Annotated in this window: 11 protein-coding genes; all 11 read left to right on the plus strand. The window is 35.2% G+C overall.

What is annotated here, in order from left to right; all coding sequences use genetic code 11:
* The 11 genes from dnaA (at position 1) to rplI (ending at position 12,563) form a co-directional block, all read left to right on the plus strand.
* Complete coding sequence (gene dnaA / locus AC4BD1_RS00005) at positions 1-1,335, plus strand: chromosomal replication initiator protein DnaA (RefSeq protein ID WP_490485657.1); 1,335 nt, start codon at positions 1-3, stop codon at positions 1,333-1,335.
* A gap of 169 nt (positions 1,336-1,504) precedes the next feature.
* Positions 1,505-2,635 (plus strand): DNA polymerase III subunit beta, encoded by a 1,131-nt coding sequence (gene dnaN / locus AC4BD1_RS00010; protein WP_206907821.1) that lies wholly within the window; start codon positions 1,505-1,507, stop codon positions 2,633-2,635.
* Between the two features lie 226 nt (positions 2,636-2,861).
* Positions 2,862-3,104, plus strand: a complete 243-nt coding sequence (yaaA, locus tag AC4BD1_RS00015) for a S4 domain-containing protein YaaA (RefSeq protein WP_067483660.1) — start codon at positions 2,862-2,864, stop codon at positions 3,102-3,104.
* Positions 3,091-4,215, plus strand: coding sequence for a DNA replication/repair protein RecF (gene recF, locus AC4BD1_RS00020; RefSeq protein WP_490466659.1), 1,125 nt, complete (start codon positions 3,091-3,093; stop codon positions 4,213-4,215). The genes yaaA and recF overlap by 14 nt, the downstream gene beginning before the upstream one ends.
* On the plus strand, positions 4,212-6,158 hold the full coding sequence (gyrB, locus tag AC4BD1_RS00025) for a DNA topoisomerase (ATP-hydrolyzing) subunit B (protein ID WP_490466660.1): 1,947 nt from the start codon (positions 4,212-4,214) through the stop codon (positions 6,156-6,158). The genes recF and gyrB overlap by 4 nt, the downstream gene beginning before the upstream one ends.
* Before the next feature lie 21 nt (positions 6,159-6,179).
* Entirely contained in the window at positions 6,180-8,672 is a 2,493-nt protein-coding gene (gene gyrA / locus AC4BD1_RS00030; protein WP_206907815.1) for a DNA gyrase subunit A, read from the plus strand.
* Between the two features lie 182 nt (positions 8,673-8,854).
* Positions 8,855-9,154 (plus strand): 30S ribosomal protein S6, encoded by a 300-nt coding sequence (gene rpsF / locus AC4BD1_RS00035; RefSeq protein ID WP_067483652.1) that lies wholly within the window; start codon positions 8,855-8,857, stop codon positions 9,152-9,154.
* A 47-nt stretch (positions 9,155-9,201) separates the two neighbouring features.
* A complete protein-coding gene (ssb, locus tag AC4BD1_RS00040) occupies positions 9,202-9,714 on the plus strand; it encodes a single-stranded DNA-binding protein (RefSeq protein ID WP_206898961.1) in 513 nt (170 codons plus the stop codon).
* Positions 9,715-9,738: 24 nt separating this feature from the next.
* Complete coding sequence (gene rpsR, locus AC4BD1_RS00045; protein WP_016623165.1) at positions 9,739-9,975, plus strand: 30S ribosomal protein S18; 237 nt, start codon at positions 9,739-9,741, stop codon at positions 9,973-9,975.
* A gap of 156 nt (positions 9,976-10,131) precedes the next feature.
* Positions 10,132-12,105: a DHH family phosphoesterase gene (locus tag AC4BD1_RS00050; protein ID WP_206907813.1), complete on the plus strand. Its 1,974-nt coding sequence runs from the start codon at positions 10,132-10,134 to the stop codon at positions 12,103-12,105.
* A gap of 5 nt (positions 12,106-12,110) precedes the next feature.
* Positions 12,111-12,563: a 50S ribosomal protein L9 gene (gene rplI, locus AC4BD1_RS00055; RefSeq protein WP_206907811.1), complete on the plus strand. Its 453-nt coding sequence runs from the start codon at positions 12,111-12,113 to the stop codon at positions 12,561-12,563.
* Positions 12,564-12,649: the final 86 nt, after the last annotated feature.

A 12,649-nucleotide genomic window follows, 5' to 3' on the forward strand; every position in this document is an offset into this window, starting at 1 on the left:
ATGGTATCCCTCGATGCTTTATGGAACGAATTAAAAACTACTTATCAAAGAGATTTATCTCCAGCGAGTTATAATACTTGGATTGAAACTGCAATACCTCGCTCACTAGACAAGCATCAATTTGTCTTAGAGGTTCCAAGTAAGATTCACAAAGAATATTGGGAGAAAAATCTAGCTACAAAAATTGTTGAAGTTGGCTATATGTTGACTGAAGATGAAATTATTCCACGTTTTGTCACTGGTGATGAGATTAAACAAGAAGAAATCGTTATTGAAAAAAATGAGAAGCCAGCTGTCGTTGCCCCGATAAAAAAAGCCATGTTAAATCCTAAATACACTTTTGATACATTTGTCATAGGTAAAGGAAACCAAATGGCGCATGCTGCAGCATTAGTTGTAGCAGAAGATCCTGGATCTATTTATAATCCACTCTTCTTTTATGGTGGTGTTGGTTTGGGTAAAACTCACTTGATGCATGCAATTGGTCATCAAATGTTGTTAAGCCAACCAAATGCAAAAGTAAAATATGTAAGCAGCGAAACTTTCGCAAATGATTTTATCAATTCAATCCAAAATAAAACTGCTGAAGAATTTCGCCAAGAATATCGGAATGTTGATTTACTATTAGTAGATGACATTCAATTTTTTGCAGAAAAAGAAGCTACCCAAGAGGAATTTTTCCATACATTTAATGCACTGTACAATGAAGGTAAACAAATCGTATTAACAAGTGATCGTTTGCCCAATGAAATTCCAAAACTACAGGAACGCCTAGTTTCACGCTTTGCTTGGGGACTTTCTGTCGATATCACGCCACCAGATCTGGAAACTAGAACAGCAATTTTACGAAAAAAAGCTGCTGCTGAGCAATTAGAGATCCCAGATGACACCTTAAGTTATATTGCAGGTCAAATAGACTCGAACATTCGCGAACTTGAAGGAGCTTTGGTTCGAGTTCAAGCTTTTGCCGCAATCAATAGCTCAGATATTTCAACTAGCTTGGCCGCTGATGCTTTAAAGACATTAAAATCTGGAAAAGGTCATTCTCAATTGACTATTTTACAAATCCAAGAAGAAGTTGCTAAGTATTACCATGTTCAGCTGAAAGATTTAAAAGGGAAGAAACGTGTCAAGTCTATTGTTGTTCCACGTCAAATTGCGATGTATCTTGCACGCGAGCTCACAGACAGTTCATTACCAAAAATTGGTGCTGAATTTGGCGGAAAAGATCATACAACTGTCATCCATGCACATGAAAAAATTCAACATTTGATGGATTCAAGCATGAGCATGCAAAATGAAGTTTCAGAAATCAAAAATTTCTTACTTAATTAGTTTGTGGATAAATATGAAAGTTTTTCTTTTTTTATCCACAGTTTGTCCACAGTCTTTTTTTCTACGGACAATTATGGTTTCACTAGTTTTCCACAAAATTAACATGCCCTATTACTTTTATTATTTTAATTAACTAATAATAAATTAACTAATCAAAAGGAGATTCATCATGAAAGTTACTTTAAATCGAGCTAGCTTTATGCAAGAACTACAAACTGTTCAAAGAGCTATCTCAAGTAAAACGACTATCCCAATTTTAACTGGGGTCAAAATCACGTTAACTGACGAAGGTTTAACTTTAACAGGGAGCAACGCAGATATCTCAATTGAAACACTTTTATCTGTTGAAAACGAAAAAGCTCAAATGCAAATTGAATCTACAGGTTCAATTGTTTTACAAGCACGCTTTTTCAGTGAAATTATTCGTCGTTTACCGGAAGAAAATTTTACTTTGGAAGTTTTAGAAAATAAACAGGTAGCAATTACTTCTGGTAAAGCTAACTTTACTGTCAATGGATTAGATGCAGATAATTACCCACATTTACCAGTTGTTGAAAGTCATAACCAAATGAAATTACCAGTACATGTATTAAATAAACTGATTAATGAAACAGTTTTTGCTGTTTCTCAACATGAAAGTCGCCCAATTTTAACTGGGGTGCATTTAATTTTATCGGATGAATCTTTATTGGCTGTTGCTACAGATTCACATCGTTTAAGTCAACGAGTTATACCAGTAGAACAAACAGCTGATCATTTTGATATTGTTATCCCTGGTAAAAGCTTGACAGAACTTTCTCGCTCGTTGACAAACGAAGAAGAGATTGTTGAAATTAGTATCATGGAAAACCAAGTACTCTTTAAGACAGAAACAATGTTCTTCTATTCTCGTTTACTAGAAGGAAACTATCCTGATACAAATCGTTTAATCCCATCAAGCTTTAACACAGAAGTTGAATTTTCAGTACCAAGCTTATTAGCTGCGATTGAACGTGCTTCATTATTGTCTCATGAAGGTCGCAATAACATTGTTCGTCTATCTATTAATCCAGATTCAGTTGTGTTATATGGAAACTCACCTGAAATTGGTAAAGTAGAAGAAAGCCTAACTTATACGACTAGTAGTGGAGATCCATTAGAAATTTCATTTAATCCAGATTACATGAAAGCTGCTTTACGTGCATTTGGGGATATGAGTATCAAAGTTAAATTCATTTCAGCTATTCGTCCATTCACACTAGAACCAGCTGAAGAAGGTGTTCAATTTATTCAATTAATCACGCCAGTTCGAACAAATTAATCTTTTTTTTCACTCTTTTGCAAAATACTTTGAAAAGAAATAGAAAAAATAAATTTTTAAACAGAGGGCCCTAAAATCAATTTTAAGGCTTTCTGTTTCTTTTTATTCAAAAGACCTTTTTAGAATTAAATCTTCTTATATTTGAAAATATGTGGGAAAATTTGTTTTATTCCTCAAAAAAAGGTATAATAATGCTATGTTTAATAATGAAAATGAGGGATGGATATTGAAACAACAAGTCATTTTAGAAACAGAATTTATGACGTTGGGCCAAATGTTGAAAGAAACTACTGTTATTGGTAGTGGTGGCCAAGCAAAGTGGTATTTAGCTGAAAATACTGTTTTAGTTGACGGTGAACCAGAAAACCGTCGTGGAAGAAAACTTTATCCCGGGATGATGATTGAAGTTCCAGATGTAGGAACTTTTTTTATGGTAAAAAAAGGAAAAGTGAATAATGAGGCTGAATAAGCTCCACCTTAAAAATTATAGAAACTATGATGAATTAACTATGGATTTCTCCAAGAATTTGATTATTTTTTTGGGGGAGAATGCTCAAGGAAAGACGAATCTATTAGAAAGCATTTATGTACTGGCTATGACACGAAGTCATCGTACAACCAGTGAGCAGGAACTAATTGGCTGGGAACAAGAACAAGCGCTTGTTCAGGGAGAAATTAGTAAAGGTTCTTCTAAACTTCCTTTAGAGATTTTACTATCTAAAAAAGGACGTAAAACTAAAATCAATCATATTGAACAAAAAAAATTAAGTAGTTATGTTGGGCAGCTAAATGTCATTTTATTTGCACCAGAAGATTTATCATTAGTGAAAGGTAGCCCTCAGATACGACGAAAATTTTTAGATATGGAATTAGGCCAAATTAATCCTATTTATCTGTATAATTTGGTTCAATATCAGTCAATTTTGAAACAAAGAAATCAATATTTAAAGCAATTGAGTGAAAAAAAACAATCAGATTTGCTTTATCTAGATATTTTATCGGAACAATTGGCAGACTTTGGAAGTAAAGTGTTAAAAGCTAGAAGCCAATTTATTAAAAGATTAGAATTTTGGGCCAATTCACTACATCAACAAATCACGCATCAAAAAGAACAGCTAAGAATTGAATATGTGACTACGCTTAATTCTTTAGAAAATCAAACACAAGAACAAATTCAAAAACAATTTTTAGAAGAATTAGTGAAAAATCAAAAAAAGGATCTATTTCGAGGTACGACAACAGTAGGACCCCATCGAGATGACCTTCATTTTTTTATCAATGAAAAAAACGTTCAAATTTATGGTTCACAAGGACAGCAGAGAACTACTGCTTTAAGTGTAAAATTGGCCGAAATCGATTTGATTAAAGAAGAGACAGGTGAGTATCCAATTTTGTTATTGGATGATGTGATGAGTGAATTAGATGATAACCGCCAATTACATTTGTTGGAGACTATTGAAGGAAAAGTCCAAACTTTTTTAACAACGACAACACTTGACCATGTAAAAAATAAAATGACCGTTGAGCCAGAAATATTCTATGTTCAACAGGGAAAAATAAAAGGAGACGAAACTGAATGACAGAAGAAAAAAGTTTAGTGGATCGCGCTAAAGAATATGATGCCAGTCAGATTCAAGTATTAGAAGGACTGGAAGCCGTTCGTAAACGTCCAGGGATGTATATTGGGACAACAAGCTCAGAAGGATTACACCACTTAGTATGGGAAATCGTTGATAATTCAATTGATGAAGTATTAGCTGGTTTTGCTACTTCTATTCATGTAATTATTGAAAAGGACAACAGCATAACAGTCATTGATGATGGTCGTGGTATACCTGTTGGTATTCAGGCTAAAACAGGTCGTCCTGCTGTTGAGACAGTTTTTACTATTTTGCATGCTGGAGGTAAATTTGGCGGTGGCGGATACAAGGTGTCTGGTGGTCTTCATGGTGTAGGATCTTCTGTTGTTAATGCATTGTCTACGTCGTTAGATGTCAGAGTTTATAAAGATGGAAATGTTTATTATCAAGAATATCGTCGAGGTGCAGTTGTCGATGATTTGAAGATTATTGACACAACTGATCGTCATGGAACAACTGTTCATTTTATTCCAGATCCAGAAATATTCACTGAAACAACTGTTTTTGATTTTAATAAATTGGCAACACGTATTAGAGAATTAGCTTTCTTAAATCGTGGCATGCATATTTCAATTGAAGACAAGCGTGAAGAAGAACCGGTTATTAAAGAATATCATTATGACGGTGGTATTAAGAGCTACGTCGAATTTTTAAATAACAGTAAAAATGTCTTGTTCCCAGAGCCAGTTTATTTGGAAGGTGAGCAGCAAGATATCACAGTCGAAGTATCAATGCAGTATACAGATGGTTATCATTCAAATATTATGAGTTTTGCCAATAATATTCATACATATGAAGGTGGAACACATGAATCTGGATTTAAAACGGCACTGACACGCGTTGTTAATGACTATGCAAGAAAACAAAAATTGATGAAAGAAAATGATGACAATTTAACTGGGGAAGATGTTCGCGAAGGTTTAACAGCTGTTATTTCAATTAAACATCCCGATCCACAGTTTGAAGGTCAAACGAAAACAAAACTAGGGAATTCTGAAGTTCGTACTGTAACAGACCGCTTGTTTAGTGAACATTTTATGAAATTTTTACTTGAAAATCCAAGTGTTGGGCGACAAATCGTTGATAAGGGATTACTAGCATCTAAAGCACGTTTAGCTGCTAAACGGGCACGTGAAGTTACTCGACGCAAAGGCGCACTAGAAATTAGTAATTTACCAGGAAAATTAGCGGATTGTTCAAGTAATGACCCTGAAAAGTGTGAATTATTCATCGTCGAAGGAGACTCTGCGGGAGGATCAGCAAAACAAGGACGTGATCGACAGTTCCAAGCAATTTTGCCAATTCGTGGGAAAATTTTAAACGTCGAGAAAGCAAGTATGGATAAAATTTTAGCCAATGAGGAAATTCGTTCATTATTTACAGCAATGGGTACAGGGTTTGGAGCAGATTTTGATGTATCAAAGGCACGTTATCACAAATTAGTCATCATGACCGATGCCGATGTCGATGGCGCTCATATCAGAACATTACTATTAACACTGTTCTATCGTTACATGCGTCCAATCGTAGAGGCAGGCTATGTTTATATTGCACAACCACCTTTATACGGGGTAAAACAAGGAAAGAAAATCACTTATGTTCAGCCTGGAAAAAATGCAGAAGAGGACTTGAAAAATATTATTGCGACCTTACCTTCATCACCTAAACCAAATGTTCAGCGTTATAAAGGTCTAGGGGAAATGGATGACCATCAACTATGGGAAACAACCATGGATCCTGCTAATCGAATGATGGCTCGTGTAACTGTAGATGATGCAATTGCTGCAGACCAAATTTTTGAAATGCTGATGGGGGATCGCGTAGAACCTCGACGTGCGTTCATTGAAGAGAATGCACACTACGTTAAAAACTTAGATATTTAATCATGAAGGGGGAAAAGAATTGTGAGTGAAAAATTTAGTGAAAACATCCATGATGTCAATCTAACCAATGAAATGAAAGACTCCTTCATCGATTATGCAATGAGTGTTATTGTAGCTCGTGCATTACCTGATGTTCGAGATGGATTGAAACCAGTTCATCGTCGTATCTTGTACGGAATGAATGAATTAGGTGTGACACCTGATAAACCACATAAAAAATCAGCCAGAATTGTTGGGGATGTTATGGGTAAATACCATCCCCACGGTGACAGTGCTATTTATGAATCTATGGTTCGGATGGCTCAGCCATTTAGCTATCGCTATATGCTAGTTGACGGTCATGGAAACTTTGGCTCTGTAGACGGTGACGGAGCTGCCGCAATGCGTTATACAGAAGCTCGAATGAGTAAGATTGCTATGGAAATGCTAAGAGACATTAACAAAAATACAGTTGATTTCCAAAGTAACTATGATGATACGGAAAAGGAACCAGAAGTTCTTCCTGCTCGGTTCCCTAACCTTTTGGTCAATGGAACAACTGGTATTGCGGTAGGAATGGCAACAAACATTCCACCACATAATTTATCAGAAGTTGTGGCAGCAATTGATTTATTGATAGAAAACCCAGAAGTTACGACAAATGAACTAATGGAAGTGTTACCCGGACCTGATTTTCCAACTGGTGGTCTAGTTATGGGGAAATCTGGAATACGCCGTGCATATGAAACAGGTAAAGGATCAATTACTGTTCGTGCAAAAGTTGAAATCACTGAAATGCCAAATGGGAAAGAACGAATTTTAGTTACAGAATTACCATACATGGTAAATAAAGCGAAACTAATTGAACGAATTTCTGAACTTCATAGGGATAAGCGAATTGAAGGAATTACTGATTTACGAGATGAATCTTCTCGTGAAGGAATGCGTATTGTTATTGATATTCGCCGTGATGCTAGTGCTTCTGTTATTTTGAACAACTTATATAAAATGACTTCACTACAAAACTCGTTTGGATTCAATATGTTAGCAATTGAAAAAGGTGTTCCAAAAGTTTTAAGTTTGAAAGAAATTCTTGAAAATTATGTTGAACATCAGCGTGAAGTAATTACACGTCGTACAATTTTTGACAAAGAAAAAGCTGAAGCAAGAGCACACATTTTAGAAGGTTTACGAATTGCGTTAGATCATATTGATGAAATTATTGCTATTATTCGTGGATCAAAATCTGACGATATTGCAAAAGCAACAATGATTGAACGATTTGCTTTGTCAGATCGTCAAGCACAAGCCATATTAGATATGCGTCTTCGTAGATTAACTGGTTTAGAACGTGAAAAAATCGAAAATGAATATCAAGAGTTACTAAAACTAATTGCAGATTTGACAGATATTTTAGCTAGACCAGAACGAATTACTGAAATCATCAAAACGGAACTTGCTGAGTTAAATCAACGTTTTGGCGATAAACGTCGGACAGAACTTTTAGTTGGTGAAGTTTTGAGCCTAGAAGATGAAGATTTAATCGAAGAAGAAGAAATCGTTATTACTTTGACAAATAATGGTTACATCAAACGTGTTGCTAATAACGAATTTAGAGCCCAAAGACGTGGTGGACGTGGTGTACAAGGTATGGGCGTTCATAATGATGATTTTGTAAAAAATCTAGTATCTTGTTCAACCCATGATACTTTACTATTCTTCACGAACAATGGAAAAGTATATCGTGCAAAAGGATATGAAATTCCAGAATATGGGAGAACTGCTAAAGGAATTCCTGTTATTAATTTACTTGGAATTGATTCTAGTGAAAAAATCCAAGCAATTATTGCTGTGACAGGGAAGGCAGAAGAAGGCCATTATCTGTTCTTTACTACTCGCCTCGGAACTGTAAAACGGACAGCGGTGACAGCATTTTCTAATATTAGAAGTAATGGTTTGATCGCCATCGGATTAAAAGATGGTGATGAGTTAGTCAATGTCTTACTAACAAATGGCGAATCGAACATTATTATTGGAACACACAATGGTTACTCTGTTACGTTCAAAGAAGAGGCTATCCGTGATATGGGTAGAACAGCTTCTGGTGTAAGGGGAATTCGTTTAAGGGAAGAAGACTATGTCATTGGCGCAGCTTTGATGACAGAAAATCATGAAGTTCTTGTAATTACAGAAAAAGGATATGGAAAACGCACAAAAGTATCCGAGTATCCTGTAAAAGGTCGTGGTGGTAAAGGAATTAAGACGGCTAATATTACAGAAAAGAATGGTCCTTTGGCAGGATTAACGACTGTTACTGGTGAAGAGGATATCATGTTGATTACGGATAAAGGTGTCATTATTCGATTTAATGTATCAACTGTCTCTCAAACTGGTCGTTCAACATTAGGTGTTCGTTTAATGAAAATGGAAGCTGATACGAAAGTTGTAACGATGGCAGCAGTTGAACCTGAAGCGATTGAAGAAGTTGCAGATGTAAATTCAGAAAATGATGTAGAAGAAACAACAGAAGAATAAAAATTTTCTTTGAAAATCATGTATAATAAGAGTACCTTAATTTTTAAGGTACTCTTATTTTTTTGTTGCGCAAAGAGTGGCTTACGTGTATAATTAAAGATTGTGAGTAGTCTAATTATATTAGAAAACTCTCCTTGCTCTTGGAATAACAAGAGCCTAAAGTCCATAGGGAGGTGAAATCAATGGAAAATACGAAATATGAAATCATGTATATTATTCGTCCAAACATTGATGAAGAAGCAAAAACTGCTTTAATCGAACGTTTCGATACAATCTTAAAAGATAACGGAGCTGAAGTTATCGAATCTAAAGATTGGGAAAAACGCCGTTTAGCTTATGAAATTAACGGTTACCGTGAAGGTATCTATCACATCGTTAAAGTGTCTTCTCCATCAAATGCAAGTGCAATCAATGAGTTTGATCGTCTTGCTAAAATCAACGACGATATCGTTCGTCACATGATTGTTAAAGAAGAAGCTTAATTTGTTTCACATGGAACAAAAGAAAACGATGAGAGGAGATGGCTGTTTTGATTAATAATGTTGTACTAGTTGGACGTCTGACTAAAGATCCGGATTTACGATATACATCAAACGGAACTGCAGTAGCAACGTTTACTCTGGCCGTAAATCGTAATTTTACAAACCAAAGTGGAAATCGAGAGGCTGATTTTATTAACTGCGTTATTTGGCGTAAATCAGCAGAAACAATGGCTAACTATGCACGTAAAGGTACACTCTTAGGTGTTACCGGACGTATTCAAACACGTTCTTATGATAATCAACAAGGACAAAAAGTTTATGTTACAGAAGTAGTAGCTGATAACTTCCAATTATTGGAATCTCGTTCTGCATCAGAGAATCGTCAACAAAGTGGCGGGTATCAAAGCTCAAACCAATCAACAAACACATTTGGTGGAAACAATAACTTTAATCAAACATCTCAATCATCCAACGGTATGCCTGATTTTGATCGTGATACAACTGATCCATTTGGTTCAAGTTCAACGATTGACATTTCAGATGATGATTTACCATTCTAAACGAATTGATAGGAGGGAAATAGAATGGCACAACAAAGAAGAGGCGGACGTAAACGTCGTAAAGTAGACTACATTGCTGCTAATCATATTGAATATATCGATTATAAAGATATCGAATTGCTAAAAAGATTTATCTCAGAACGCGGTAAAATTTTGCCACGTCGTGTAACTGGTACTGGCGCTAAAAACCAACGTAAACTTACTGTTGCAATTAAACGCGCTCGTATTATGGGCTTACTACCTTTCGTTAGTGAAGACTAATAAATTGTAAAAGTTGAAGCAACAACCTAAAAGGTTGTTGCTTCTTTTTTATATAAAAGAGAACTAGTTTTTGATTTAGTGAGCAATATAGATGTTAGTCGCTTGTAATGATGAAAATATGGTAAAATTGAACTAATTATTAGTGGGAGGGAGAACATGGAAAATGAAAATTTAAATTTTACCCCTAAACCATTCTTCTTTTTTTTATTTATTCTAATTGAAGTTACGGTCATTCTAGTGTTTCCATTTCGATTAATTAGTGCATTAATTGTACTGATCATGAATGCGCTTTGGTTCCGTTATTGGTTGAAAGTGAGTCGATGGTTAGTTTTAAGGAATCGAGAGAAAATTCAACAAGCATCAACTGTGGCAGAAACCAACCTTGCATATGTTTCAGAAATTATGCCTGTAGGGGTAATCGCTTACCAGCCAACAACACAAAAAATCGAATGGTTAAATCCCTTTGCTCTAGATATAAAAGATAAGAGTGCGTTATCGGAAACTGAATTATTGGATGCTTTTTTCTCTGCAAAGGAAAAAAATAAAAATCAATTATATTTAGCAGATAAAACCTTTCAGTTTGATTTAGATACAATCAAAGGGGTTATTTACTTCAGTGACGTTACACAAAATCAATTATTAAAATTGCATCAAACAAATGTACAACCCGTGATTGGAATTTTGTCAATTGATAACTATGCAGATGCAATTGATAAATTAGATGATAAAGAAATTTCTTATCTAAATTCATTCATTACCACCTTGATTTCTGATTGGATGGACGAATATCATATTTTTTATAAGAGAATAAACGCAGAGCGTTTTTTCTTTTTTGCACAAATGATTGACTTAAAAAAGATGATGGAAAAGAAATTCGATTTGTTGGACCGATTGAGAGCTGAAGCGGAGAAACAAAATTTACCGATTACACTAAGCATGGGTGTTGCATATGGGCAAAAAACGTTAGAAGAAATTGGCGATGAAGCGCAGAATAATTTAGATATTGCTCTAGTTCGCGGGGGCGACCAAGTTGTTGTTAAAGAAGTTCATGAGGGATCAAAACCAACTTACTATGGTGGGAAATCAGCAAAAAATGTAAAAAGAACAAGAGTAAGATCCCGTGCAATGAGTACTGCATTACGGAAAATATTTACGGAAACAAGTGATGTGTTTATTATGGGACATCGTTTTCCAGATATGGATGCTTTAGGTTCTGCTTTCGGTGTTAGTTGTTTGGCACGATTCAATCAAAAAAAAGCATATGTTGTGATTAATGAAGACGAAATTATACCAGATGTTTCCAGATGTTTAGAAGAAATTCATAAGCATCCAGAACTAGAAGCTCAAATAATTTCGCCAGAGCAAGCGATGGAGATTAAACAGGATAATGATTTGTTAGTTATGGTAGATTATCATAAACCGTCATTATCAATCTCACAGAGCTTATACGACCAATTTGACAAAATTGTTATCATTGATCATCATCGACGAGGAGAAGAATTTCCCAATAAACCATTATTAACTTATATTGAATCCTCCGCGTCATCAGCCTCAGAATTGGTCACAGAATTGATTCAATATCAAAGTACGAGAATCAATAAACTTGATCGTTTTGAAGCAACTCTTTTGCTTGCTGGGATGACTGTAGACACGAATAGTTTTAATGTGAGAACTACAGCTCGAACATTTGATGTGGCTAGTTATTTAAGGTCTTGCGGAGCAGATGCATCATTAGTACAATATTTATTAAGTTCTGATTTAGATACTTACTTAGAAATCAGTGATCTAATTGCGCACAGTGAGTATGTGACAGAAGATATTGTTGTAACAGCAGGAACAAATGAGAAAGAGTATAATAGTGTTATTGCCGCTAAAACAGCTGATACACTGCTGTCAATGATTGATATTAATGCTGCATTTGTTATTACTAAGCGAACGGATGGCTTGATTGGGATTAGTGCAAGAAGTAGCGGAACAATCAATGTCCAACTCATCATGGAATCTTTAGGTGGCGGTGGCCATTTTACTAATGCAGCGACACAATTGGAAAATACCACGGTTGAAGAAACAAAAGAGCAGTTATTGGCAGCAATTCATAACAATATAAATCAAATATATGATAAGGAGTAGGCCAAATGAAAGTAATTTTCTTACAAGATGTAAAAGGAAAAGGCAAAAAAGGGGACGTTAAAGAAGTTCCAACTGGATATGCACAAAACTATTTATTAAAAAATAATTTAGCCAAGGAAGCTAATAAAGGAAGCATCAGTCAATTAGCTGGACAGAAAAAAGCGCAGGAAAAGCATGAAGCAGAAATTTTAGCTGAAGCAAAAAAATTAAAAGATTTTCTTGAAAAAGAAGACACAGTTGTTGAAATCAAAGCAAAAGCTGGTGAAGACAGTCGTTTGTTTGGATCAATTCCATCAAAACAAATTGCAGAAGGCTTGAACAAACAATATAAAGTAAAAATTGATAAACGAAAAATAGAATTGGAAACACCGATCAGAGCTTTAGGTTACACCAATGTGCCAGTTAAATTGCATCATGATGTAACTGCGATAATTAAGGTACATGTTATACAAGAATAAAAAGTACAAAGCGGCTGTTTTGAGAACACCGTGAATAAAGTTGTGGCTCCAAATGATCAGCTTCGAAAAAAAAAACTGTCAAAAAT

The organism is Enterococcus sp. DJ147D b, from assembly GCF_058216655.1.

What these genes read in the sequence shown, in the direction of transcription:
- dnaN (WP_206907821.1), top strand. Translation starts at nt 1,505, where the DNA reads ATGAAAGTTACTTTAAATCGAGCTAGCTTTATGCAAGAACTACAAACT.
- recF (WP_490466659.1), top strand. Translation starts at nt 3,091, where the DNA reads ATGAGGCTGAATAAGCTCCACCTTAAAAATTATAGAAACTATGATGAA.
- rpsR (WP_016623165.1), top strand. Translation starts at nt 9,739, where the DNA reads ATGGCACAACAAAGAAGAGGCGGACGTAAACGTCGTAAAGTAGACTAC.
- gyrB (WP_490466660.1), top strand. Translation starts at nt 4,212, where the DNA reads ATGACAGAAGAAAAAAGTTTAGTGGATCGCGCTAAAGAATATGATGCC.
- dnaA (WP_490485657.1), top strand. Translation starts at nt 1, where the DNA reads ATGGTATCCCTCGATGCTTTATGGAACGAATTAAAAACTACTTATCAA.
- rplI (WP_206907811.1), top strand. Translation starts at nt 12,111, where the DNA reads ATGAAAGTAATTTTCTTACAAGATGTAAAAGGAAAAGGCAAAAAAGGG.
- AC4BD1_RS00050 (WP_206907813.1), top strand. Translation starts at nt 10,132, where the DNA reads ATGGAAAATGAAAATTTAAATTTTACCCCTAAACCATTCTTCTTTTTT.
- rpsF (WP_067483652.1), top strand. Translation starts at nt 8,855, where the DNA reads ATGGAAAATACGAAATATGAAATCATGTATATTATTCGTCCAAACATT.